Source organism: Tenacibaculum profundi, assembly GCF_057162725.1.
Window position 1 is genome coordinate 919260 of record NZ_CM169894.1, and the last position, 26287, is coordinate 945546.

Below are 26287 nucleotides of genomic sequence, written 5' to 3' on the forward strand. Positions count from 1 at the left end.
CTATTTCTTTCTCTTCATCTGTTCATTTGAATTTTCCATACTCTCTAACTTTTTTATCGATCCAAGGATTATCTTTTATAAAATTCTCATTGAACTGTAAATAGAACTCTTTTACAAGCCTATAAATCCTTTTCTCAACCCATTCTCGTTCTTTTTATCCTAAATAATTAACCGTTGAACCATCTGATTATAATTCTAACTGTCTAGTTATTTGCAAAACAATGATCATTACTAATTTATAAATGATTTCTAGATTTTTACGATCTGTCGTATAAAAAAGTTCTATATCTCCTTTTCTTCAATACTTTTTTAATACTAAATTAAACGTAATTTAAACTTTACGTTAATTTCGAAACATTTAAACAATACAGCTTTTTGAATTTCAGAAAATATTTATCTTTCAATATTAGAATTATGGTACTAAAAACTTTTGATAATTAATAATATTAACTAAAATACGCTTTCTAATACTTTTTTTCTACCTAACTTTTCGGGTTTAACTTTACAAATCAACTCTTTACTAAATATTTTTTAAATACATATAACTTTTATTTTCACATATTAATAGCTATTTTTTTACCTCTTTGGCTTTTTTCCTAAAAAATAATTAGCTATTTCTGATTTAGAGTTATTTCTCAATAATCCAGTATCAGCTCTGCTAAATAACGATTGTATGATAAAATTTTTATCCTTTTCATCTACTAATTTATCTTTTATTAGAGCTAAATAAACATATGTCAATTGTTCTTTCTCCTCCGCATCACGTGCCAAATGAAATGAACTAAATGCTACTTTACTTAACACTCCAACTCCATATGCAGCAAAAGAAATAAAAATAACGAATATAATAGACCATTTGATTGCTTGGGCATTACCTTTAACAAAACTCAACAGCATTCCTTCTGATGTTAACCAAAGTAAGCCATAAAGATTAATGCAAGTAAATACAACCACAGCCACTAGCCAATCGATTGCCCTCCATCCTTCATTTTTTAATGTTCTAGCTCTAGATTTCCAATATTCAGCTGGTTTCTTGAGTTTTAATAATTCTTCGTATGTTTTTTCTAATAAACTAATTTTTGCTTTTGAATTTGAATCAAAATCAGAAAAATCTTTTTTTAATCCTTCAAACCATTCATCAAATGATGATTCCTCAGGCTCTTTTGGTTTTTCAGTTTTATTTACAAGATTTTCGAATTTAGTAATATCTTCTATTATTTCTATTTCATTTTTATCTATATATTTTTCTAGCTTCTTTATCAGCTTATTTTCGAATCCCATTTCTTTAGCCTCTTTATTAGGTGATTTTAAAAAATCTTTTACTTCAAAATCATACGCTAAAAATGCGCCTATGAGGCTACTTTTATTATTGATATTAATCGAATCTGAACCTATCATAAATTGATAAGCTCCTTCAAAAAAGTCGGGTCTTTCTTTATTGATTTTCAATAAAAACTTCACTTGTGGGCTATCATAACAAAAAAAGCTTTTACCTTTAAATTTATGAGCTATTGAACTAGTCCAATAACTACTAAGACTTTTTTCGTTACTTTCGTACTGGCACTCTTTAAAAAAATGTTCTGTTCCAGACTTAAGAGATTTAAATTCATTTTTGAGATCTAATAATTTCTTAGGAAGTGATTCATATTTTTCCCAGCCACTAATTTGCTGACTTAAAAATAAATGAATTGCATTTAGTCCTTTAAGCTCAATATTAAAATGAGGGACATTTATATTTACTTTAACTAAACTAAACCATTTTGGTAGTTTTGTTTCATTAATATTAATTTCTAACTCTTTTGTTATCATTTCTCAATTATTTTTTTAAAAAAACACTATAAACACATATAATCACACTTCCCAATATCCAATTATTTTTCATGTCTAAAATGAAGTTTACCACAATTAAAATGACGGAAAACAGCACCTGTCTTTTTTAAAAAATTTAGATAAATTAATGCTAAAAAACATTTCGAAAAATTACAGTAAATGATATTTAAATACACTTATGATACCGTTTGAAGAGATCTCTAGAATATAAAGTCATATTACATCTTCAGTTTTAGCATTACTTGCGTAAGGATGTTGATTTTAATCAATAAACTTGTTAAAAAAACAAATCAGTTTATATTCTCAAGAAATACATATAACTTAACCAAAGTAAGTTAGTTTCCTTTTAATCGTTTATAATATATCTACTTCAAACTTATGTTCTATTTTAAAATACTATTTCCAATATAATTAAAATGAGTAATAATAGTTCGATCAAAAAGTATGTGTTGTTTAATTTCAAAGTCTGATTCAATCGATACAAAGCTGCTCCTTTAAATATTACTCCCCTATCTAACAGTTGCTGTCTTTATGAATAGTACTATTATTCTCTATTTCGTAATCATTACGCTATGTTTGTATCTATTGTACTAATAAATTCTCTAAACCATCAATAACTCACCAAAGTTTAAAAACATTGTTTTTTAGGCTTCTATTTTTTTACACCTATCATAATTCGTAAAGTTCAATTGGTAAATTATCAGGATCAAAAAAGAATGTGAATTTCTTATTCGTATATTCGTCTATGCGAATGGGTTCAGTTATGACATTTCTTGATTGTAAAAATTGAATTTCATTTTCAATATTTTTTACACCAAAAGCGATATGCCTTAATCCTGTTGCTTCAGGTCTTGTTAATCTTTGAGGTGGATTTGGAAAAGAAAAAAGTTCAATCAAATAATGTCCATTAAAAGAAAGATCTAGTTTGTATGACTGTTTTTCTTGCCTATAAACTTCGTTTTCAATATTGAAACTCAAAATTTCTGTATAAAATTGTTTTGATTTTTGATAATCAGAACAGATTATGGCAATATGATGAATTTTTTCTATTTGCATTTGATTAATGTAATCATTTTATAAATGATTATACCAAACGTTTATGTTAAATACGTTTTTACACAGATTTTTTGTAGTTTTTAACCTTTTCACTTGTATTAATTCAATCATTTTCTCTTCAGCTAAAACAAGCAATTCCATAATACTAGAAAATATAAATTAAAATTTCGCACTGTACTAGAAATAACTTTTCTTATGACTTCTATTATTTAGATGTAATTTATTGCGTAAAAGGTGCGCGAGTTCTTTTAAGCTGAAATAAAAAAATTAGTAGGATTGAATTTTTATTGTTGCTTTAATCTGTCTCATATATACTGTTTTTTTAAGTATCAGATTCAATCGCCTAAACAAGAACTCTCTTCCCAAAGAAAATTTTTAATAGTGATTTTATCTTTATTAAATTTATAATTGTTTTTAACTTATTTACAAACGTTTAGTCATGACGTAAATTTAGTGTGCAAATATATTCTATTTTGAAACTATCGCTACCTTTATTTTAAGTTGATATTCTATAAGAGAAGTGTTTACCTATTTTCTTTATGTTAGCGATGTTTTTTAGTTTTTTTAGACACTAGTAATCCAATTTTTTTTTATAACTAAAACCCCTTTTTTAATAACTAAATCTCCACTTAATATCTTGATATTGCCTGAAATTACAAGTACGTATTAATAAAATTTCCCCTATATCTAATCCTTCTAGTTATTAATACGTATTTTTTTTACTGATCCCATTTTATATTTTAAATTACCACAATAAAAATTTCTTTACTCTATTTATTTCAGCATAATAAAAGGCATCAGTTTCAGTTGTAACTTACTTTTTTTCTTTATCTAAATAAAATTCTTTCTTTTTCTTTACTGTAATTTCAAATATTAAGTATAATTGTATGCTTAAACATTTAAAAAACACCTTAAAAGGTGTTTTTTAAAAAGAATTATTGCGTTTAAATCTTCTGCGAATAATAACTAACTTTCAATTTCTTGCAAAGTATTTCTACGAATTTGAGACCGAATTTCTTTCAAAGTTATGTCTTTCAATAATTTTCCATTTTTAAAAACTTCTTTCAATTCACCCTTTTTTTCTTCCTCCCAGCTTACCTGATCATGCAACTTGTACGCTCCATCTTCAAATGTTATTTTAAGAAGTCCTTTTGCTGATTTTTTTGTACCATCATCAGTTATTGGATCTTTAAATATTTCACGACCATTGCCATTTACCTCTCCATAAGTAGCTTTCATGGCAAACCCAAAAGTATCTCTTGTATTATATTGATAGGTAAAAGAACCTATTCCAAGAACTACATTAGTCGAAGCAAATCCTTTCTCTTTTAAGCGCTCGCAAATCTGTTTCGCTCTATCCAACGTAATACTATCGCCATAAATCGCTCCAATATGAGAAGTAAGTTCTTTATACCCCTTTTTATTAATGCTACCGCCAAAAGTTTCCCAAAGAAGCTCTACTACTCCTTTCGTTTCTTCTGAAGTTTTACCATGGGTATTTCCACAAATAATATCAACCGGATCTCCGCTATCGGGTCTAATAACCAATTTACCATCACGTGCCAAAACTTCTTCTTTCAAATTTGGTAAATATTCTGTGAGAACTTTCCATAAGTCCCAAGTATCTGAAACTACAGAAACCACTCCCTTTGGATACACTTCTGTAATTAAACGCTTAAATGTTTCTTCTTCTCCGCTATTGGTTCCCATACACATCACCGAATGTTCCGTAGCAGCTACAGACCCTCCGATAAGTTCTTTATCTGAATTCGCATTATAATACTCTTCAAAAAAATCTATTGATGGAATGGTATCTGTCCCTGTAAAGCTTAATAAGTGCCCTGCCGAACTCATCATAGCTGCCTCTAAACCAGCCATCCCTCTCATTGAGAAATCATGACCTTGCCAATCTACAAATTCAGGCATTGATGATGTTTCTTTTGCATATTGATCTAATATTTTTCGATATTCTTTAGCTACGGTTGCGGAATTACAAGGCATCCAAACGGTTGTAGACAATAATGTTTCAAAATAATTGGTTAACCAAAAAAAATCAGGTAACGTATTATACATCGTAAACATAGGCACTCTTATAGGTACTGAAGCCCCCTCTGGTAAAGCTTTTATAACCATAGGTATGTATCCTAAATCATGTAAAGCTTCTATATGCTTTACCCCAACAGCATTTTCGCCTAAATAATTATTTATTCTTCTACTATATTTTTTACAAACTTGCTCTTTTGGTTGATTGAAGAAATTGTTTTGAAAATCTTGAATAATATATTTTTTAATAAAGTATTGTAAGCCAAAAAATACAACTTTATCAATTCCACTAATTCTACTTTTTCTTGGTGTCCAATTTGAATATACTAAAGTAGTACCTTCAGGATACTGTCTTCTGTGATCTACTTTATAACCGTCGGTATATAATAAAGGGTTCATCGTTTATTGTTTTAATTCGTTTATTAATTTAGATAATTGATTATACACTTGTTTTAAACCAGCTCTATCATCTAGGTATGCATTGGCATATATTTTTCTACTATTTGATTTATAATAAGGAGGATTATCGTTAATGGTATCAAAAGGGATTTTATATTCGTTTAAATAATTTTCAACAAATGCTAAATTTTGTTGGCCTGTCCAACAGATCAAATAACAACCAATCGCTTTTAGTTCTCTTAAGAGTAAAATTACATGGTTATATTCCCTTCCTTTTTTATGAAAATCATAAACAGTATCATCAAAATCAAAAGCAATAGTTAAACTTTTATATTTAAAATATTCTTCTTTAAGTCGATTATAAGAGTGAGTATTATTAAGATAATAGTCCATTAGATAATTTTATTTGTGTGACCCTTGTTTCTCCATTGATCGTTTTAAAAGAATCTGTGGTATAAATACGGTCAAAATATTTTTCTAAAGAATCAAAACCTTTGCTGAAAATACCGTGACTTACAGCTAAATATAATTTTCCTGCGTTTTTTGCTTTTAACTCTTTAGCTAGCCCTAAAAATGTACCACCACCATCACAAATGTCATCTACAATTAAGCAATCTTTCCCTTCTAAATCATCAGAATACACTTTAAAACCGTCTAATTTTCCTGTTTTAACATCTCTAGATTTAGAACATTCAACAACCGCATACGATTTTAAATATGACGCTACTTTGTATATTTTCTTTAGTGCTCCTCCATCTGGTGAAATTAGTAATAAGTCATTTGAAAGCTCCTTTGTAATTTGCTCTATAAATTTGTGGTTGTCTATAACTTTGCAATTATTTAATAAAGCCGGAGTTACTTCCGAATGTGGGTCGTATATTTTTACTGTATTAAAATTTTGACTATTTAATAATGCTGCATACACCTTTACCGACAATGCTTCCCCTTCAACCATCAATCGATCTTGCCTAGCTCCTGGAAAATACGGTAAAAACAGGTTCATTTTCTCAATACCCATATTTTTTAAAGCATTTACCGCTAAAAATAACACTCCTAAGTCATTAAAGGATTGAATGCGATGGTTAATATTAACTTCTTTAACAGAAGAAAGGTTGGATGTAATTTTAATATGGGGCTCCCCTCCTGAAAATATAAAAAAGTCAAATTCAATTTCTTGCTGATGGGGATAAGGCTTAAAACCTGTATCTAAATTTAAAACCATATTGTGTATATTTTACACAAAGTTAGTTTTTTTTGTAATAACTAAAAAATGTTTTTAAGCAAATCTAATCTCAAAATGAAATCCTTTACTCTCAAACTCTTTATATTTTGCGTGATTGAATCTAAACATTTTAGCTGGACGTCCATTAGAAGGTTTATATATTTTTCCAGTATCTTCTAAAATTCCGAAACTCATTATTTTTTTTCTAAAATTTCTTCTATCTATTTTCTTATTTAACAAAGTTTGGTATAAATTTTCTATTTCCGAAAAAGGAAACTCTTTATTTAGCAACTCGAAACCAATAGGTTGGTAATTTATTTTATTCTGAAGTCGTGTCATCCCTGTTTTCACTATTTCATTATGATCAAATGCTAAATCTGGTATTGTATGTACATCAAACCACTTTGCATCTTTCGCATCTGTAGCAGCCTTTAAAATAACATTTTCTGGATTTATCAATGCTAAATAAGCTATTGAAATAACTCGTTCTCTTTTATCTCTATCAATTTCACCAAAGCTATATAATTGTTCAAGATAATTAACCTCTACTCCCGTTTCTTCTTTTAATTCTCTTATTACAGCTTGATCTAGCGTTTCATTATCTTTAACAAACCCTCCAGGAAGTGCCCATTTATTCTTTTCAATGCCAAACTTCTGCTGAATTAGTAGTATTTGTAGCTTATTATTAGAGTAACCGTACACTACAGCATCAACAGCTACTTTAATATTTTGAGTAAACTGCATATTCGTTTTATTCACAAATTTAACAATATTTAACCTCTTAGTAATACCCATCAATACTACTTTCTACGTAATGTATGATATGTATTCATATGCTATTTTACAACAGTAATTGATGTATCCGAATATTCTTCAAAAATTTTTGTGAGTATTTAACTAGCATTTATCTTTTTCTAAATAGGTAGTAAATACCTCCAATGCTTCAGAAAGTCCAGCTCTCCCAAACCCTATTCTAATATATTTCCCTTGGTACTCAAATGTTTCTGCTGGCAGTGTCATAATCCCAGTTTTCTTTACTAGTTGGTCACTAAATTCTAAAGCCGAGCAGGCAATATTTAAACGAACAAATGCTGTTGAACCAGCCTTTGGAGGTATAAAATTTGAAATTATACCTTGCTTTTTAGAAAACTCTTTAAAAATTGAAATATTATTTTTTATTTTTTTGATATTTTGATCTAAAAATAAATTGATGTTATTCAAAGCAATTATCGATAAAATTTCACTTGGTGCACTGCTGCAAATACTCAAGTAATCTTTAAACGCTAAAACCTTTTTAAGAAACTCATGGTCTTTACTGACCAACCAACCCGTTCTCAAACCTGCCAGTCCAAAAGTTTTAGAGGTACCCCAAAGGCTTATTCCTTTTTCATAACCATCACAAATCGGTGGTAGCTCCTCTGTAGCATCAATTATTAATTTATGATACATTTCGTCAGAAAAAATATATAAATCGTGCTTTCTAGCGATGGCTATAATAGTATCTAATTGCTTTTTTGTCAAATAACTCCCCGTAGGATTGTGTGGAAAGTTTAAAATAATAAGTTTGGTATTTTTACGAACTAATTTTTCTAATTCATTGGTGTCAAATATCCAGTCATCCTCGCTAGGTTTCCAAAAAGAAAGTTCACATCCAATTGAATTCGCAACTTCATACAATGATTGATAACAAGGATAAACAGTTATGGCATGATCTTTTGCATCCAACAATACATTCATACTCATAAAACTTAATTCACCCGGAGTTGCTACCACTACATTATTAATATTGTTCGTTTTATAGTGAGTAAGTATTACTTCCCTTAATATGGGGTTTCCTTGACTTTCGGTATAGCCTAGTTTTAAATTATTCCACATAGTTAAATCTTCTTCAGAAGCATTTTCTAGAAGATAGTTTAATTCATAGGCATCACAGTCAGAACTAGACAGCAAATACTTAGCTGTAAACTCATGTTGGGCAAAATAACGCTCTAAACCGAAATCTTTAATCTTCATAATATAAAACTTTTACTTGTTGCAAAATAAAAAAATTAATTTGAGTGTAAGATGCATTTTATTTTACGACCAAATAGTTTCTAGAACGAGTAATACATAGTTCTAGTTGAACCCACAAATGAAAAGACTGTCTTTATTGACAGTCTTTTCTATACCATTTTGTTTCTCCTATTTTCATAGACTCAAACGATGTAGTTTTACCTACTAGGTAGGCTATTTTAAATTTTCTAATCCAAATTGAGCCAACTTGTCAATAATTGGTAACGTTTTCAAACCTATTTTTGTTAAACTATACTCAACTTTTGGAGGGATTTCAGGATACGATTTTTTAGATACAAGTTTATTTTCTACCAACGATTTTAATGATTGAATTAACATTTTTTCGCTAATTCCTGGTATGCTTCTTTTTAATTCACCATACCGTATGTTTCGCTCGTTAATTTGAAACAATATTAGCAATGTCCATTTGCCATTGAGTATGCCTAAAGACTTTCTTACAGGACAATTTTCATCTGATTGCATAATTTTTTTTTGACTCATTTCCCTTTATAATCAACATTTTAAACAAAAAAGTAAGTACTACACAAAAAAGTAAGTACTTGTACAAAAGTAAGTAAAAACTTATCTTTGTACAAGATTTTAGAATAATAAATAAATTACATGCAAATAAAATCATTAATTGTTGGAGTCTTGTGCGTATTTACTGGACTAGCAGTTACACAAGCTCAACACAAAAATAATTTAAAAATTAAAAAAACAAATAGTAAAATGACACCAAAAGAAGTAGTTATAGCATACGCAGAAGCCCTTGGAAAAGGAGATATACCAACAGCTTTTTCATATTTTAGTAATGAAATTAAATGGCACCAACCAGGAAGCAATAAATTCTCAGGAACCAAAAATGGTCCCAATGGAGTTGGTGAAATGTTTTCTCAAATGATGGATATCTCCAAGGGTACATTTGCCTTAAAACCCAATGGTAATATAATGGAAAATAATGACTTAGTTGTTATGCCTGTTCGTTTTAGTGGAGAAATTGAAAACAGAAAAATTGATATGGCTGGTATTGACTTATTCAAAGTTGTTGATGGGAAAGTTACCGAAGTATGGCTATTCTCTGATGATCAAGTTGTTGAAGATAATTTCTGGGGTAAATAAACCCTATACGTTTCACAATTATTACATAAACAAAGGACACTTAGTATTAGGTTGTTCTTTGTTTTTTTATATTGCTAATTTTATATCACTCGTAACTTGCTTTCCATAGACAATAATGGGTAGTACTATCATGTAACGAGTTTATTTTTGATGAAAATACTTGTGAAAAGAAAAACCTGAAACTACCCAACTTTATTACTAAAAACGACCTTACAACCTAATGTAAAATAGCTTTTTTTAATTTATTGTTTTGCTTGCTCTTATTCACCACACGAAAGGATCTTCTATATAACGGAACTGGCAGTACGGTAGCCTCGTGCGAAGGGCTTTATTGCTAAACTTAAAATACAATCTATCTTATAAAGACAAAGAACTATTCTAAAAACCCAACTTCATCTATTTCTATAATAGTAATGTCATCTTGAAAATTTCTTGCACTGGAATATTTCCAATCTACTGCATTGGTTACAAAACCGCTTTCTATTGGATTATTATGAATATAATCTATTTTCTGTTTGATTACTTTTTCGCTCCATAACTCTATTGATTTGTTATGATGTTGCCAAAATTGATGTTTTGTAATATTTCCTTGTTTCTTTCCTGCTCGCTCAAACATCCATAACAACCATTCTTTTCTACTTTCTTGTGGGTTATTCTCAATAGCTTCTATAACTTTTTTTGATGTATGTCGTTTAAAACTTCTTAATAACTCCATAGGTTGTTCATTAACACTTCTGAATATAAAATGAACGTGACTAGGCATAAAGCAATAACAATACAATTCTAGTCCTTTTTCTTTTCTGCAATAACTAACGCTTTCTGTTAAAACATCAAAATACACCTGTCTTGTAAATACATCTATCCAATTTATCGTAGCAAAACTTACAAAATATAAACCTGCTTTGTTATGAAATTTATACTTTCTACTCATAAATCTAAAATACAAAAAACTACACTTTTATAGTATAGTTTCTTGTTATTATCGTTGACGGCACTCGTTACAAACGAGCGCTAGCAGGATGTAATTACATAAATATCTAAACCAATAATAAAAGAAATAATAAGGAGAGGTAAGTAAAACCAATCTTCGTTTTTACCTGATCTTTTTATATAAAGTTTTGAAATTGCTATAAAAATAACTTCTAAAATATTCATTATTCTATTTTAATATTTAGATTTTTATGATTTATTAAATGAACTCTAATACTATCTACCCAACTTTTAAGAAACACAACAATAATCTAATTATTTACTAAAGTTATAGGTAGTAAACCTCTTTCTCCTGAATAATCTACAGCACTACTATATACGTAATCTTCAGCTTTAAAAACCAATCCTGATACTACTGGATTTTGATGTATATAATACACCTTTTGTTTAATAACAGCATTCGAATATAAAATAATAGGATGGTTATCATTACGCCATAACTGATAGTTTTGCTGTTTACTGTTTTGTGCTGCTGCATTTTTCATAACTAGCAACAACCAGTCTCTTCTACTTTCCGAACTTTCTTTTATTTCTTTTACTATTCTTTTACTTGTAAACTTTTTCATATCTCTTAGTATAGCTGTCATTTTGTAACCTTCTTTTGCCCTTGCTACCAAATGAATATGATTACTCATTATTACCCAACTACATAATTCTAGTCCTTTTTCTTTTCTGCAATAACTTACGCTTTCTGCTAAAACATCAAAATACACCTGTCTTATAAATACATCTATCCAATTTATCGTGGCAAAACTTACAAAATATAAACCTTCTTTGTTATGAACTCGCTACAAACGAGCACTAGCGCGGGGACAAGTCCGTACTATCGAGTGCTTGGAGAGTCTTCAAAAAACTCATATAATCTTTTACCCCTTTTATATTTATTATATTTTCCTAAATTAATATCTGAATTTTTTGGATTTTTCTCGGAGTAAAAAACCTTCACCTTTTTACCTATACAAGATGTACTTCCATCGTCACATTTGAAAACCGCAACTCTCCTCTCACTTTCAAACCTCTTTTCTCCAACAAAAAAAATATACTTAATATAAAATTTACCTCCAGAATAATAACCATCAACAATTTCCCCCTCAGTAACAACACCGTTCTCTAATAAGTCTTTACTTTTTGTTACAGAATGATAGCCTATAAACCCAAACATAGCGATAACAAAAAATACTGCTGATATTCTCTCTATTTTCGATGATTCCATTTACACGTATTTTAATATTCAAAAAAACTATTTTTTAAAACTCCTGTAACTTGTTGTTCCTTTACTCATAACAAAACTAAAATACAAAAAAGTTCCATTATTGTACCTATTGATGCTTTTTGTTAACCATTGCAAATGGCTTTTATCTTTTCGTTTTTAATTATTTTTCTTAAAAAAACTTGCTATTAGGCTAACGCTAAATGTTAATGTATTGAGCTACCTTATAAATTAACAAAATTAAAATAGCTAAAACAATAGAAGTTATTACTCCTAAATTATGATTTGATGTTTTAATATATCTTAAATTCTTTCCATACTTTGTTTTTTTATATAACTCTTTATAATTTACAGTTCTTTTTAAAAAATACTTTATATATAGATATCTAATTGTTAAGCCGACATAATTAATTCCAAAGTCATCCATTTTTTTCTAATTCATTTTATCCATTGCTTGTTGCAGGTTACCATTTGAATTGGTAGCCATTTTTATTTTATTCTTATTTTTTTATTAACCAAAAAACTACCTCACAAAATAATGTAAAGTAGCTTTTTTATTTATGGTTTGCTTACTCTTACTCGGCACTCGTTACAAACGAGCGCTAACAGGGGATAATACCTTGCAGGATAAGTTGGCTTAATCTACAATAGTTTAAAAGTTGTAAAAAAGAAGTTAGCCGACTTTAAATATTTCGCAAAGTCTTTAGATTTTGCTGTGTATGTAATTAAATATGCTTTACTATTTTTTATTAAATATACCTGCTTTAATTTAAGTTCTAAAAAATTTCCCTTACTTATATCTTTTGGGATTGTGTAAATAAGCTCTTTGGCGTTAACACCTCCTATTGTAACATCTTTATCACTTGTAACTGTATTTTCTCCAAGAGCCTGTTGCATTTGCTGTAATGTAAGATTGTGGTAATCCTCTAAACTCATTAGGTTTTGAGATAAATCTTGAACAATTACATTTAAATTATTCCTAAAATTAGTCCCATCTTTTTCATCTCCTTTAGTTAAAAAAACAGAACGACTTCGTATTATTTTTTTCTCCCATGAGTCATCATATGAAAAAGAAAAGCCATCTTGAGTACTTTTATAATCTATTAACTTTTCCTGTGAACAACCTGTTAAATGTATTAACAAAAAAAACAGCACACTAAACTTATACATATTATTCCTATTTAAAAATATTCTCTTTTTTTTCAAAGCTATTAAAATACTCTTCATCTGTTTTTATAATCTTAAATTTATCATTTAGTAATATATCTGTTACAGCAGAATTATCTACTAAAAAAAACAATTCCCTATTTTGTTTAAAAGCTGAAACATTGATATAATCGTTTTCTATATTAAACTCTTTAGATTCTTTTATGTTAAAAGGAGCTCTTTTCTGTAAAATTTCACAAACTTTATCAAACCCATCTTCAGTATATGGTATCATAGCAATATCATAAAATTCTCTAATGCCAAAAATCGAAAAACCATTTTTTGCTAAATTTTGAAATAAAAAAACAAAGCCTTTTTTAAAAGGTAAAAATTTTGATTTCAACCTCTCTTTTAAAAAAACATGTATTTTTCTTCTTATTATTAAATTTTTAAACCACATAATCAATTAATAACCTGAATAACCTTGTTTTCTAGCAAAATTACTTCCTGCTTGCCCTCCATAATAACTTCCATAAGCACCCCCTACTATTCCTCCAACTACACTTCCTATTGCACTACCAACAACTGGACCAAAAAACGAACCTATAACAGCTCCCATTTTTACTCCTGCCAAAGCACCTGCATAACCACCTCCTAATGAACCTGCCCAACTAGAAGCTTCATGTACAGCTGCATGAGTTTTATTATTAGCATTATTTATATATTCATAAGATTGATATCCTCCATAGGCTAATCCAGCAACACCTAAAGCTCCTCCGACTCTAGCTGTTCTCATTACTCCCTTATTGGGTTTCCAAAAAGAACCATCAGGATTAACTTTGAAGTTTCCTTTTTTAACTTTAGAAAATGCTTTTAATTCTGGTGTAAGTTTATTTCTAGCAGCTTCAGTATAGGCATTTCTTTGCCTACTTGCAGCTGTTCGAGTTGCTCTATCTGCATAACGATACTGCTCTAATGCTCTTACATTTGGTCTATATTCAAAATCTCTAACAGCCCAAGCCCAAGTTAAAGACGCTGAAAAGTAATTTAAAGTTCCAAAATCAGCAATTCCACTAGGTTGTAACCCTCCTCCGCCTTTTCCTGTAATAACAACTTCATCTAACTCATAACATGGATCACCTTTCGTACAACCTCCATCAGGATCAACTTTATTATTCCAACTATTCCCCATTGACATATACGGAGAAGGATACTGTCCATAAGGGTCGACCGTTAACCATCTATTAATACGTTGGTCGTATAAACGTAATTGGAACGCAGGTTTTCCAGTCTCTGGATCAGTTTCTGCATATTCACCCTGATAACCATATCTGTATGGCTCACCATTTACGATTTTCCTGTTAGGCATCGCCATCCCGCCAGGATAGTAATCTGTTGTTGTTGTAGCAATTGCTTGATTTCCATTTTTTGCAATTACTGCTCGTACATTTCCTAAATGGTCGGTTAATTGATAAACACTGGTTCCTGATGCTTTGTTATACATTCCCAAACGTGAGGCTCCATAAATAGGTAGCTCTTTTAGTTGCTGATCTTCATATATTGCCATTACAGATCCTGAAGCATCTAAAACATAATCGGTTGTTTTATCCTTAGTCCCGTCATTTTTATAACTTAGTTTTTTGGTTCTAAAACCTTTGTCGTTATAATAAAAATGCACGCGTAATTTGTTGTTATAAAAAACTTTGGTAACCAAACCACTGGCATTGTATTCATACCTTACATGCTCATCAATATTATCAGTTAACTGTCCAATACTGTTATATTTATAGTTATCAGTTGTAGTTTGTGTTTTGATATCGTTCGCATGGGTATCCGTTACTACCCTATCTTCAACTCTTTTTAATTGATTGGGTTTGTCTGCCTTATAATGATAAATTAAGTTATCCATTAAATTGGAGTCTTGTTCGGTATTTTTATTCCTTTTTAAAGACTCGATATTTCCATTAGCATCATACCTCAAATTACTCACATCATAATCTTCTGATTGGTATTGCCCGTTTGCATTGTCAGCAACAATTTTTGCAGAAAAAGTAACTGATTTTGTACCTAATACATGAAAACCAGGTTTGAGTGTTATGGCGTTTGTAGCTTTTGCATGCTTTGTTACAAAAAGATCTTCAGCCAAAACGATAGTTGACGGATAACTTCTTTGCTCTGCATTAAGTCCATTAAAATTTGCTTTCTTTAAAAAATTACGCTCATCATACTCATATTCATACAATACAGGATCATGTTGCTCAGCTTTATTTTGCTTGCTATTCCATGTCATGGCTTTGATATTTCCTGAATATTGATTTTCCACAGTTAACTGATCATTGAACGTAAAGTTACTATTTCTTTTGTAATCTTGGTTGTAATAATCTAAAGTTAATCCAAACAAATCTCTTCCATGCGGATTAATATTGGGATCCTTTGCTAAACTCGGATGATTGATTGATTTTAGCTGTCCTGCCAAATTGTATACATAGTCTATCTCTTGAATGCCTCCTGCAATAGTCGTTCTTTTTAAAGCCCCTGTAGTATTGTAATAACTATACTCAGCATGTGTTGTATAATTTGAGTCGTTGGTAGAAGTTGCTACTTTTACCAAACTTTGATCGTCCGAATCATAAGTATATTGATGGATAAACTGGTCAGCTTTTCCTTTCTGGTAATATACTTTAGCTACCTGACTTGTTATAGGGTCGTACTCATAATCAATGGTTTTAACGCCTAAATCTTTTAAATTTTGAACAATCCACGTAACACGACCATGAACATCATAACTATAATACGTTTCTGATATATTGGTTCCAGAAGTATCTTTATTGTACGTTTTGGCTACATTCCCTGAAAGGAATGTTGGCGTTCTGTAAGCTGTACTGACTAAACCATTTAATTTATTTTGACTTACTGTACTTAAATAATCATATTCTGTAAAGTGTTGCTCTTCTCGTCTTGTCGTCGGAATATCGCCATCTTTTACCTCTAATACATTTTTAATCGTTGGTTTAAAAGGGTCTGTTTGCATATTTAGATTGTCCATACCTACAAACGATTTTAAATAAGCTAAAGCATTGTCTTTGTATACGCCACTTTCTTTCGGGCGTGCAAGATCATCGTATTGGGTAAATGACAATTCTTTTGCTTTCCATTGTTTGCTATTTACTGAAAAACGTATTTGCCCATCATTTCGATATACAAACCATGCATGGCCTTCATCAGGACTACTGGTATGTATTAACTGCCCAAGACTGTTGTATTTGAAATAACTTTTTAATTTTGAATTGTGATTTACAGTAGCATTTAATTGGTTAAAACTACTATTGTTAAAGCCTAGCGGTTGTAAAGTAGTCACTAGTTGTCCCGCATCATTATACTCGTTTAAACTAAAGCTATGATAATTTACTTGATAACGAATACCTGCAGCGGCATTTTTTACGGGTTGAATTTTTTTATCTCTAATGTCTATAAAAGTTAACTGATGCTCTTTTGAAAGTTTGGTTCTCCCAACATATTCTATACGGTAAAAACCACTTGATAAGGTATTTGGTGTAGGAGTTATTAATTTTTCCTCTTTTAAATCATACACTTCATAATTTACTGCCCCCCCTAAAAAGCGAGCTGTATTTTCGCAACCTACTGGTATATGAATGTCAATAAACTTCTGTTCTCCAATTAGTGATAGCACATTGTATGGTGTACCTCCTGATCGGGCTGCTCCTAAAGTTTTACCATCAGCATCGGTAAATACCACAGATTCTCTTGTTCCAGAAACATCTTGAACCACAGTTTTTGAAGCCTTTAACCAAGCAATTTTTTTGGAAGAATCATTAAGCGTAGCGCTGATTCCTGAATAAGTTGTTGCCACGGCTGGTTTTGAAGGAAAAGCATTATACCCAAGGGCATAATACATTTCTTGTGCTGCTGGCATTGTAAAACTATAACCTTGCTTCCATGTACCATTCATTTTATTCCCTCCTACAGTCTGCTTCACAGCTCCTGGGTTTAAAGTACTATATACTGATCTGGTATATGGGCGTTCAGTGTTATCTTGCAAAGTCTCTTCCGCATTGTTATAATAGTACTTTCCTAAACGAGAAGAACGTTGTATTTTAGGAGAATTTTCAATACTTAAACGTTCAAGATCGTTACTTGTTAAAACGGTTCCGTTTTCTTTTTTAATTAGTTTCTCAACAAACTTAAAACCCTCTGTTTGGTTTTTATCAGTTAAAGGCGCTCCCATAGTTTGTAAAGCTGGTCTTCCTTGCGAATCGTAAATTACATGAGAAGCAAAAATTCTTTTTTCTTTGGTATCATAATTTTGTGACTGCTCAAGCTTTCCTAAATCGTTAAAATATTTTTTAGAGCTTCCTATCAATTTACCCTTAATATCATACCCCTTTTCAGTTGTATAATTGCGTACTTCCTTCGTTTCCAAACAACCATTATTTCCTTTGCTAAATTCAGAAGGACATTTGTCTAAATTATTGGTTACTTTGCCTCGCACAGGACGATTGCTTATTTGTGGTTCTTCTTCACAGTCTCCAAAACCATCTCCATCACTGTCTTTAAAATAATACTGATAATTAGGACTTCCTTTTTGCTTAATAATAAAGGAATCAAACAATACGTAGGCTTCTGGTTTAGCATGATAATTTGATATTGAAAGACCATTTGCTCCTGATATAAAAACCTGAAAGGATCTTTCGGGTTTATTGACATTGTTTTCTAAAGTTAAAACTACTGTAGTTTTATAAATAACTTCTGAATTGCCTGGAAACGGGTTTGTTGAAAAAATATTAGGTTGATGAGGATCTTTTACATATTTATTAGTAGTAGAAGTATACGTGATACCCGCTACCCTCATTTCTTCATCAGTAAGTATTCCTGTCAATAGGTCTTCGTTATTAATATAGGCTTCTGTTGGGTCAGAAATAATTTCTGACCCGTTACAGTTTATTGTTACATGCCTTATTGTTATAGGCCTTAGAAATGGTTCACAATAACTTTCAATAGTAAACCTATATTCACTTTTCTCTTTCGGTAACTCTATGATTTCATTTTTTTCAACACTTGCCATAGTATTACACATCTTAATCCCTGGAGAAAAATTATGTTTGTTATTTACACGATTCGAAGGATCAAGCAAATTATTTATTTTAGATGATTCCGGTGATATTAACAAGCTATTTTCAAACTGTTGCTTTTTGATAGGAGTTACTTGAGCAACTCCCAACTTTACGATAAACAACAACAATACAATTAAAAGTTTTCCTAAAAAATTCATTTTTATCATAGCTTAGTTATTTCTTTTATAATTATACCCATGGGTAGTTACTCTTTTAAAACCTCCTTTAATGCCTGCTGCTGGATTATCAACAACCTCAACCCAGGTTTCTTTTAAACGGCCCGCATCATCATAAATATATTTGGTAGCCAACCCATTGGCTCCTATAATGTAACTAACTTCATCCCATTTATTATATACATAACTGGTCATGCTTGATACTGCCGGGTGCAACCTAAAATCATCCAATTGAACGATTCCATTCGTACTGGTTATAGCAACTGTATTGTTTACATTAGAAGTAGAAGGTAAAGTAATGTAACCTGTTAACATAACCCAGTTCCCCGCAATAACTTTTTCAGCCATCGTAAAGTTATGAGTGTCTGCATTGAGTTTAATTTTTACTCTATTTTCTTGACCTTTCTTTACCCAAACAGATACTTTAAAACGATTTTCAATCGGTTTACGCGTTGCTCTTGATGGAACTACCACCTCAAAAGCATGCTGCCCTCTATCTATTTGTACTATTCTGTCACCTGTATGCGCATCTGTTGTTGGCTTATGCCCTAATGATTTTATGCCTCCATCAAAATAATTTCCTTCAACATACTCTGCCCCACTGTAGTGCATTTCATTATAATTGGCGTTAGCAGTAGCGATGACCTTGCTATAATTATCTCCCATTTTACTAGACACATAACTTCCGTTCACATCCTTTGTTTCTAGGGGTTGTGAAAATTGATTGTACTTTGTTACTTCACTCGTTTTTTTCCATTTTGTATTGGATGCTTCTTTAGCAAAATTAAAGTCGGTAAAATTGGTGTACATTCCCTCGTCATCAACGCCTCCATTCCAAACATAGGTTTTGTGCTTACGCCAAACATCATTAGTACTAACAGGTTTTCTATCATTTAATTGGTACGCCCAGTCACTTTTCCATGTCGTGATACCTGCTCCAACTTCCTTCCATGTGTTATTTTTAAGTATATAAGAATACTCTCCAGCAGTTTGACTTAGCATATTCTTATTATTAATATTATCTACTTTGGAACCCATTTGAGAATATTTCATGTAGGCTTTTAATACTATTTTTCTCAATTTAACACCAGTACTTGAATATGAATATACTTCTCTAGCACTTCCCGTAATCGGATCTAAATCTTTAAATTCTGTAATAGTGCTTTGACCTTTTTTTTCTTCAGAAGAAGATTTTATTATACTTGGATATGTTATTCTTGTTGTTGTTATTCCCAACTTCTTAACATTATGCCCACTGGATATTTTCTTATATGTTTGAAAAGATTCTTGAGTTACCCCTATTTGATCTGGTATTGAATTTTTATCAAAATAAGTATTCTTTAAAATATTAAGTGTTTCATTTTTAAAACCAAATGTTTTAACTCCTAACAATTGACCTATGGAATTTAGGTTATCTTTAATTTTAAAACTATGTAATTGATTTAAAGAACTTGTATTACCATACTCTTGATTTGATATTAATTCATAAAAATTACCAAATTTTATTTTTCCCTCTTCCTTTTCTTTTAATACATTAAAAGAATATTCATTTTCTATACCAATATTCTTATAATTCTTACCATTAGAACTTATTTCTGTACTCGTTCTCACAAAGTCATACATAATTTGTGGAGGTGGTAACTCGGAACTATATGGCAATTCTTTAGCTAATTCTGGAGCATATGGCAGGTAAGTTATAAAACCAATACCATTTCCTTTCTCACCATAAGTGTATTTCATAGAATTATAACGTCCTGTTTCACTTACGGTAGAAATTCTTTTAACCCTAATGCCTCCTAAGGTTAGTGGATTTTTAACTATGTAATATAGATTAATTGTAGATATTGGTGTTGTCCCTGAAAATGCAGCTTTACACTTTATATCATCCTTTGCGCTTACTATTATCTCACGAGGATTGACCACTTGATCAACAACAACTTTTGTTTTTTTAGTGCACGTATTAAGCCTACCTACTCCATTTAGGGTTTCCCATTGTTTTTCCTCAATAGTTAATTCATCGCCCTTTCGAAAAGAAATATTGATTTCATCTAATTTAAAGTCTTCTTTCCTAGATGTAATTTTATACCTATTTCCTGTCAAATTTTGAATATCATAAAAAGAACTAGAATAAATCATAAACTCTGATTTTAACACCGGTTTAAATTTATGCGATTCATATTCAATTTTAATTTTTGATCCTTCAGGTGTTTCTATTTCATTCAAAGACCAAATTTTATTATTTTTTTTCTTGTAACCAAAATCGTCTTTATCATTAATATCAAAATTATCTTCTGAATTATAATACTTAAAATTGTAGCTAGGAAGAACTGTTTTTTCTTTTTTTCCTTTAAAACTAACTCCTCGAAGCGTAAGTCTTCCATTAACACTGCTATTTGGTGTTCCTTTTACTAAATCGTAATGATTGTTGTTTAATTCTATTGACTTAATTATTCTACTATTTGATAACGATATTTTATCATCTTTGTCAATAATATTTTTTAACAAATCAAATTTAGCTTTATCTCTTTTATATCCTCCATTTTTATAAAATAAACTAACTTCTTTTTCTGAATTATTTCCTGAGCTTTTATCCAAACGTAAATCTCCTTTAAATAGGACTATTTTATCAAGTTTTAATGGAGATTGTTCAGGTATTGTAAATGCATTTTCAACATATGTATTTTTATCATCTGCATATCCATAACTAAATACTTTTGACAGACCATCTTTTCTTTTAGACTTTATAAAAATTGCTGTATGCGTTCTTGTTTTGACTTTATCGAGATAGTACAGTTCTTTACGACCTTTTACCCATGACTTAACGCTTTTATCTTTTGGATTTTCAAAAAAATCTTTTCCGTAAGCTCCATTCCAAATAAAAGCTTCTGAATATTTTCCATATTCAAAATCGACCCAATAGCCAAAATCATTTTTATCTGGTATACCATTATTATTTACATCAATAAAATCATGACCTGTTATCGCAGTCAATAACCAATGCGTAGCATAAGGTGCCATTTGGTTTTTCTCGAAATATGCCTCTTTTTCTGGGCGAACTTGATTACTTTTAAAATACTTACTAATTCCATAAGTTCTATGAATAACTTCATGATTATAGACCGGTAATGAATAATGATACGTTTTTCCATCTATTGCAGTTATTTTAAAACCTCCAATACCACTAGCAATAGCTTTACTTCTATCAAATCCTGTAGCTTTTGTATTTATAAAGCCCTCGGACTTTAATCGAGCACTATCTTTTAATATTTCGTTATTCGTATAGTATTCAATATAACTAGCCATTTTTCTTCTTGGGAGACTTGTTGTATTAGATTTAACGTTATGACCTTTTAATATATTTACATCTAACTTAGGAACAGGAACTCTCAAATAACTAGAAATTTGACTTTCAAAATAAAAATTTGGTCTGCTTTTAAATTTAAACTTATTTGCAGATCCATTATCATCATTTACATGATAATCTAAAATTCTATTTTCAGTATCTTTATTTCCCGAAAAACCATAAAGTGCTCCATTTTCTAATATTCTTGGAGCTATAGCCCCAGAAAGTCCCTGTGCTTGAACACTATACTTATCATAATTAGGTAAATTTGGATTGGCTACAGTTAAATTTTCTTTTTCAGAAAAGTCTCCTTCAACAATAGGTAGTTCATAAATATCATGTACTGAATTATCCTTTACTCTTGATACTTTGCAGTCAGTTGAACATTTTTTGCAAAGCTCATTCGCTTCTGCTTGAGTATCTACTATCTTTGTCCATTCTTCTCTAATTTCTGAATTATTGATAACTAATCGAGGACAATGTGCTTTCCATTTATTTTGTGCTAACTTGTAAAAATTCAATGGACCGCTAACAAAATTATAATTATTTTCATCTCTATAGAACTTAAACTCTTGTTTTCCAAAAGAAAAACTCAAAAAACCAGCACCAAATGGGATCATAATTGGTATTCTCCAAGACTTCGACCTCATAGAATAATTGCCTATTTTACTTGATCTTTCAGATGAAAAGAAAGCTGCTCCTACAGATTTTCTTCCTGTAGAATTAGGAATATTTAGGTTTAAACCTACACCTGACGAAGACAATGTGACCCTAGGAGAATAAGAAGATTGTTTCATAAGTATTGAAACTCTTTGAGATGAAACTTTTAATCCTAAACTATTAGTATTATACTTTAGATTAAACTCCGGTTTTTCACCTGTCTCAAAACTAGCTCCTAATGTTAAACTACTAGATAGGTTACTCAAACCAAGTAAATCAAGATTCAGACCAACAGAAACTCCTTTCTCTCCCCCTAATTTAAAATCTAAAAGTTCAGTTATTCCTATATTTATATGTCCACCTAAACTTTTATGGCTACCCCATGAAAGATTTAAACCTATTGTAGAACCATCAAAAGATGACATCCCAATTGAAGCTTGATAAGATCTAATGGTTTGTTCCTTATCCCAATAATACTCGTTAAAAAGATCTGAGTCATAATCATCAGGAAAGCCATTTACATTTCTATTTATAGCTCCTGGATTTAAATTCCAGCCTAGTCCTATCCAAGATGCTTCTTGGTCCATTGCAATTCCAGCATGATAGCTTAAAGCTAACGGATAACCTCCTTCTGGACTGGGAACATTGAGTAGTGGCAAAACATAGCTAAAACTACCTGTCGATAAATTTACCATATCCGTAGCATCTACAGGCTCAAAAGATGCTGCTTCAGGAGCATTCGGCGTATTTGATTGTCCGAATATCGCATTATAAGGTACTACGCTACTCAAAAAATTGAGTAAAAAGAAAACAGCAATTGTTTTTCGGGTACGTTTGTTCTTTATCATAATGATTATCTTATACTTGTATGTTTTTGAGAAACTTCTCACAAACGTTCGAAATAACTCTTATTTATTTTATTTATTTTTCTTTTTTACCACTATACCGCTGTTGTGGTGTTTTAACTCTTATACGGTTATAAGTAAATTTTCTTTACTAAAACTGTATGGTTGGTTCATTTTTTATCAACTGGGTGGGTACTTTAAATTTTACCTCACCTGTATAAGTTCCTAAATCTCCAATGACAACCGTTAAGTAATCTTCTTTTAAAAACTTCTCATCCCTAGGATATACAAAAAGCATAGAAGTGCTATTGGTCATGCCATACATTCTTGGGTATACATAATCCAACAATTCCAATGTATCTTTCTGAGGCGATAATAAATGTACTTTTTCGCCCATTCCAAATGCCAATTGGTTGACCATAGCGCCAAACTCTTGCCTGTTTTTAGGTGTAACACTTAAAAGTTCTTTATTATTTTTCCCCATCGATAAGTTAAAGTACAAGTACTTTTGATACTTAGCCCGTAAAGTTGCTACTTGTTTTTTATCCTCAGTGTCTTGTAATTCTTGTGCTACCAATACATCTGTTGGCTTATAAATCAAAGTAAAATCATAACCATTAATATTTTTACTTTGCACATAGCCTTGATCTTCATCTTTAAGGAACTGCCACAGGGCTTCCTTTGAAGAAAATGATTTTGAATTACAACTAAGAAAAAATAGTATGGTTATGCCCCATAAAAAACGACTCATACAATAATATTTACTATTTTCATAGTATTAAGAAGCCTTTGTTCACACTCCTAATAATTAACATAGGTTTGTTCAACAGAATTTTTTAGTTTATAAAAACATTGCTTTTTTAAACCAGCTTTTTACAATGAAAATATATCCGACTTTATTATTTTTTTCCTTGATATTCGGCATTCAAGCCTTCTAAAACTTGCTCCGTTAAGTCAGCAGTTTTATCTGCATACATAATATTACCTCCCCCACTGGCACCAAAAATAATTTTATACCCTTGTTTCTTTCCAAATTCTTTTACATAATCATTGATATCATTCACAACGGTTTGAGTTGCCTTTTGATCTTCCGACTGAATTTGCTTTTGAATCGCCTGCTGGTAATTGTTTATTTGTTGTTGTTTATTACTAAGTAGTTCTTGTTTTAATTCTAATTCTTTTTTTGAAAATTTAGAACGCTCTTTTTCATATAATTTTAATTCCTTTTGCCAGTCCGTAACCAAACTATCTACATTTGATTTTAATACGTTGGCTTTTTTTTCAAATTCTCCACGAACTACTTTTGTTCGTTTGTATCCTTCAATTAGTTTATTAACATCTACGTAAACCAAATCTGAAGTGTTTTGAGAAAGAAATAAAGTTACTAAGGACAGTACAAAAGCTAAAATAGCTAACGGTGCTACAATTTTTTTCATTATTTATTTTTATAATTATCTTTTGATTCAATTTTTATCGGCGCGAATATATAATTTTTTAGATAAAAATTAAGCTTACTTTTTAAGTTTTTATTAACAGCTTTAAAAAAAACAATTCTCTTTCTGAAATTCCTTATTTTAGTACCTTTTCTCTTATTTTGGCATAGCATAAAATATAAGCATAACAAAAAACAACCAATGTAAAAGCGAACTTAAAGCCAATCATATCAGCCAATAAGCCATATAAAGGAGGAATAATTGCGCCACCTACAATCATGGTACACAAAATACCAGAAGCTTGTGGTTTTAAGTCTTCTAAACCATCAATTGCCAAGGTAAAAATGGTTGGAAACATGATAGAATTAAACAACCCTACCGCTAGAATAGACCACATTGCAACAAAACCATTGGTAGTTATTGATGTTATGATTAGTACCAAAGCGGCAATAGCAAATCGCATCAACACCTTATTAGGAGCCATAACTTTGGTTAAATACGCACCTGCAAATCGTCCTATCATAGACCCTGACCAATAAAACATCACAAATGCACCAACAATCGCTTTATTATCTACCTCAGCTAGATTTGTATTCAAAATAGCCTCTGCAATACTTCTCATGAAAGTATTGTTTTTTATGATACTAAAAAGTTCCATATCCATAAAATAACTTACTAGGTAACTACCAATAGCTACTTCTGCTCCTACATACAAAAACATACCTAAAGCACCTAGCATTAAAGGCTTATTAGTTAATAATTTTCTATGACCTCTTTTGGGCGCATTTTCAATTAAATGGGGTAGTTTTACAAAAACAAATAACATAGCTAACACTATAATTAATGCGGCAATACTTATAAAAGGAATTTGCACCGCTTCTGCTTCTGCTAAAAAATATTCTGTTTTTCCAATTTCAGATAAGTTAGCAATTTCTTCTTTTGACTTTACTTTGTCACTTAAAATTAACATTGCTCCAATTGCTGGTGCAATGGCTGCGCCCAATGCATTGAATGCTTGTGATAAATTTAAGCGGCTACTAGCCCCTTCTTCTGAACCCAAAGCGGCTACATATGGATTGGCTGCCACCTGAAGAATAGTCATTCCTCCGGCTAAAACAAAGTAAGCAAACATAAATACACCAAAAATACGATACGATGCTGCTGGAAAAAATAATAAACACCCTACCGCCATTGTATACAATCCTAAAATAATTCCTTTTTTGTATCCTATTTTTGCAAGAATGTGGCCCGCTGGAATGGATAGTAAAAAGTAGGCTCCAAAAAAAGCAAACTGTACAAGCCCCGCTTGAAAATAAGTAAGTTCAAAAAGATCACGAATTCTTGGAATTAAAGAGTCTACCAATACAGTTATAAACCCCCAAAGAAAAAATAAAGAAATAAGAAAAATAAATGCCCTTTTTTGGGACTTGTTATTTGATGTAATCATATAGTAGCTTATCTGAGTATTCGATAGTAGGAATACAGCTTAATTTGTAACTTTTTGAAACTGTCTATTAAGAATAATAATTGATTTTTTATCTAAAACGCTATATTTCCCGAGTGGTTACAGGTTTGGCTTGATCTTTTAATATTTTCATGTTATTCATTTATTGTCCTATTTTCAAATATAA

Annotated in this window: 19 protein-coding genes and 1 pseudogene; 1 reads left to right on the forward strand and 19 read right to left on the reverse strand. The window is 30.6% G+C overall.

Annotated elements, in window-relative coordinates:
- Positions 1-576: 576 nt before the first annotated feature.
- The 8 genes from AC2GW8_RS03775 to AC2GW8_RS03810 all read right to left on the reverse strand — a co-directional run bounded on the left by AC2GW8_RS03775 (position 577) and on the right by AC2GW8_RS03810 (position 9103).
- Complete coding sequence (locus AC2GW8_RS03775) at positions 577-1809, reverse strand: DUF6161 domain-containing protein (RefSeq protein ID WP_440881458.1); 1233 nt, start codon at positions 1807-1809, stop codon at positions 577-579.
- A gap of 690 nt (positions 1810-2499) precedes the next feature.
- Positions 2500-2886 (reverse strand): SMU1112c/YaeR family gloxylase I-like metalloprotein, encoded by a 387-nt coding sequence (gloA2, locus tag AC2GW8_RS03780; protein ID WP_440881459.1) that lies wholly within the window; start codon positions 2884-2886, stop codon positions 2500-2502.
- Positions 2887-3852: 966 nt separating this feature from the next.
- Positions 3853-5328 (reverse strand): nicotinate phosphoribosyltransferase, encoded by a 1476-nt coding sequence (locus AC2GW8_RS03785; RefSeq protein WP_440881460.1) that lies wholly within the window; start codon positions 5326-5328, stop codon positions 3853-3855.
- A 3-nt stretch (positions 5329-5331) separates the two neighbouring features.
- Positions 5332-5721, reverse strand: a complete 390-nt coding sequence (locus tag AC2GW8_RS03790) for a hypothetical protein (protein ID WP_440881461.1) — start codon at positions 5719-5721, stop codon at positions 5332-5334.
- A complete protein-coding gene (gene prs / locus AC2GW8_RS03795) occupies positions 5705-6550 on the reverse strand; it encodes a ribose-phosphate diphosphokinase (RefSeq protein ID WP_440881462.1) in 846 nt (281 codons plus the stop codon). The genes AC2GW8_RS03790 and prs overlap by 17 nt, the downstream gene beginning before the upstream one ends.
- 54 nt (positions 6551-6604) lie before the next feature.
- Positions 6605-7294: an NUDIX hydrolase gene (locus tag AC2GW8_RS03800; RefSeq protein ID WP_440882179.1), complete on the reverse strand. Its 690-nt coding sequence runs from the start codon at positions 7292-7294 to the stop codon at positions 6605-6607.
- Positions 7295-7447: 153 nt separating this feature from the next.
- Positions 7448-8563: an aminotransferase class I/II-fold pyridoxal phosphate-dependent enzyme gene (locus AC2GW8_RS03805; protein ID WP_440881463.1), complete on the reverse strand. Its 1116-nt coding sequence runs from the start codon at positions 8561-8563 to the stop codon at positions 7448-7450.
- 213 nt (positions 8564-8776) lie between these two features.
- On the reverse strand, positions 8777-9103 hold the full coding sequence (locus AC2GW8_RS03810; protein WP_440881464.1) for a winged helix-turn-helix transcriptional regulator: 327 nt from the start codon (positions 9101-9103) through the stop codon (positions 8777-8779).
- A gap of 120 nt (positions 9104-9223) precedes the next feature.
- Here AC2GW8_RS03810 and AC2GW8_RS03815 point away from each other — a divergent pair, with 120 nt between their 5' ends.
- Positions 9224-9721, forward strand: coding sequence for a nuclear transport factor 2 family protein (locus AC2GW8_RS03815; protein ID WP_440881465.1), 498 nt, complete (start codon positions 9224-9226; stop codon positions 9719-9721).
- 373 nt (positions 9722-10094) lie between these two features.
- On the opposite strand, the gene AC2GW8_RS03820 is transcribed toward AC2GW8_RS03815, so the two are convergent.
- The 11 genes and pseudogenes from AC2GW8_RS03820 to AC2GW8_RS03870 all read right to left on the reverse strand — a co-directional run bounded on the left by AC2GW8_RS03820 (position 10095) and on the right by AC2GW8_RS03870 (position 26103).
- Entirely contained in the window at positions 10095-10652 is a 558-nt protein-coding gene (locus AC2GW8_RS03820; RefSeq protein WP_440881466.1) for an REP-associated tyrosine transposase, read from the reverse strand.
- 80 nt (positions 10653-10732) lie between these two features.
- The gene (locus tag AC2GW8_RS03825; protein WP_440881467.1) at positions 10733-10876 is read right to left on the reverse strand and encodes a hypothetical protein; all 144 of its coding nucleotides are present in this window, start codon (positions 10874-10876) and stop codon (positions 10733-10735) included.
- Positions 10877-10962: 86 nt separating this feature from the next.
- Positions 10963-11487: pseudogene (locus AC2GW8_RS03830) on the reverse strand (REP-associated tyrosine transposase); the annotation flags it as partial.
- 47 nt (positions 11488-11534) lie between these two features.
- Entirely contained in the window at positions 11535-11924 is a 390-nt protein-coding gene (locus tag AC2GW8_RS03835; RefSeq protein WP_440881468.1) for a hypothetical protein, read from the reverse strand.
- Between the two features lie 639 nt (positions 11925-12563).
- On the reverse strand, positions 12564-13091 hold the full coding sequence (locus AC2GW8_RS03840; protein WP_440881469.1) for a PsbP-related protein: 528 nt from the start codon (positions 13089-13091) through the stop codon (positions 12564-12566).
- 7 nt (positions 13092-13098) lie between these two features.
- Positions 13099-13470: a hypothetical protein gene (locus AC2GW8_RS03845; RefSeq protein ID WP_440881470.1), complete on the reverse strand. Its 372-nt coding sequence runs from the start codon at positions 13468-13470 to the stop codon at positions 13099-13101.
- Positions 13471-13533: 63 nt separating this feature from the next.
- Complete coding sequence (locus AC2GW8_RS03850) at positions 13534-18357, reverse strand: RHS repeat domain-containing protein (RefSeq protein ID WP_440881471.1); 4824 nt, start codon at positions 18355-18357, stop codon at positions 13534-13536.
- Positions 18358-18369: 12 nt separating this feature from the next.
- Positions 18370-23226: a hypothetical protein gene (locus AC2GW8_RS03855; RefSeq protein WP_440881472.1), complete on the reverse strand. Its 4857-nt coding sequence runs from the start codon at positions 23224-23226 to the stop codon at positions 18370-18372.
- A gap of 148 nt (positions 23227-23374) precedes the next feature.
- Positions 23375-23974, reverse strand: coding sequence for a hypothetical protein (locus AC2GW8_RS03860; protein ID WP_440881473.1), 600 nt, complete (start codon positions 23972-23974; stop codon positions 23375-23377).
- 148 nt (positions 23975-24122) lie between these two features.
- On the reverse strand, positions 24123-24659 hold the full coding sequence (locus tag AC2GW8_RS03865; protein WP_440881474.1) for an OmpH/Skp family outer membrane protein: 537 nt from the start codon (positions 24657-24659) through the stop codon (positions 24123-24125).
- A 133-nt stretch (positions 24660-24792) separates the two neighbouring features.
- Positions 24793-26103 carry a sugar MFS transporter gene (locus AC2GW8_RS03870; RefSeq protein ID WP_440881475.1) on the reverse strand — a complete coding sequence of 437 codons (1311 nt, stop codon included), beginning with the start codon at positions 26101-26103 and terminating at the stop codon, positions 24793-24795.
- Between the last annotated feature and the right edge of the window lie 184 nt (positions 26104-26287).

Coding starts and splice junctions, on each gene's coding strand:
- AC2GW8_RS03775 (WP_440881458.1), bottom strand. CDS start 1,809: ATGATAACAAAAGAGTTAGAAATTAATATTAATGAAACAAAACTACCA.
- gloA2 (WP_440881459.1), bottom strand. CDS start 2,886: ATGCAAATAGAAAAAATTCATCATATTGCCATAATCTGTTCTGATTAT.
- AC2GW8_RS03785 (WP_440881460.1), bottom strand. CDS start 5,328: ATGAACCCTTTATTATATACCGACGGTTATAAAGTAGATCACAGAAGA.
- AC2GW8_RS03790 (WP_440881461.1), bottom strand. CDS start 5,721: ATGGACTATTATCTTAATAATACTCACTCTTATAATCGACTTAAAGAA.
- prs (WP_440881462.1), bottom strand. CDS start 6,550: ATGGTTTTAAATTTAGATACAGGTTTTAAGCCTTATCCCCATCAGCAA.
- AC2GW8_RS03800 (WP_440882179.1), bottom strand. CDS start 7,294: ATGCAGTTTACTCAAAATATTAAAGTAGCTGTTGATGCTGTAGTGTAC.
- AC2GW8_RS03805 (WP_440881463.1), bottom strand. CDS start 8,563: ATGAAGATTAAAGATTTCGGTTTAGAGCGTTATTTTGCCCAACATGAG.
- AC2GW8_RS03810 (WP_440881464.1), bottom strand. CDS start 9,103: ATGAGTCAAAAAAAAATTATGCAATCAGATGAAAATTGTCCTGTAAGA.
- AC2GW8_RS03815 (WP_440881465.1), top strand. CDS start 9,224: ATGCAAATAAAATCATTAATTGTTGGAGTCTTGTGCGTATTTACTGGA.
- AC2GW8_RS03820 (WP_440881466.1), bottom strand. CDS start 10,652: ATGAGTAGAAAGTATAAATTTCATAACAAAGCAGGTTTATATTTTGTA.
- AC2GW8_RS03825 (WP_440881467.1), bottom strand. CDS start 10,876: ATGAATATTTTAGAAGTTATTTTTATAGCAATTTCAAAACTTTATATA.
- AC2GW8_RS03835 (WP_440881468.1), bottom strand. CDS start 11,924: ATGGAATCATCGAAAATAGAGAGAATATCAGCAGTATTTTTTGTTATC.
- AC2GW8_RS03840 (WP_440881469.1), bottom strand. CDS start 13,091: ATGTATAAGTTTAGTGTGCTGTTTTTTTTGTTAATACATTTAACAGGT.
- AC2GW8_RS03850 (WP_440881471.1), bottom strand. CDS start 18,357: ATGAATTTTTTAGGAAAACTTTTAATTGTATTGTTGTTGTTTATCGTA.
- AC2GW8_RS03855 (WP_440881472.1), bottom strand. CDS start 23,226: ATGATAAAGAACAAACGTACCCGAAAAACAATTGCTGTTTTCTTTTTA.
- AC2GW8_RS03860 (WP_440881473.1), bottom strand. CDS start 23,974: ATGAGTCGTTTTTTATGGGGCATAACCATACTATTTTTTCTTAGTTGT.
- AC2GW8_RS03865 (WP_440881474.1), bottom strand. CDS start 24,659: ATGAAAAAAATTGTAGCACCGTTAGCTATTTTAGCTTTTGTACTGTCC.
- AC2GW8_RS03870 (WP_440881475.1), bottom strand. CDS start 26,103: ATGATTACATCAAATAACAAGTCCCAAAAAAGGGCATTTATTTTTCTT.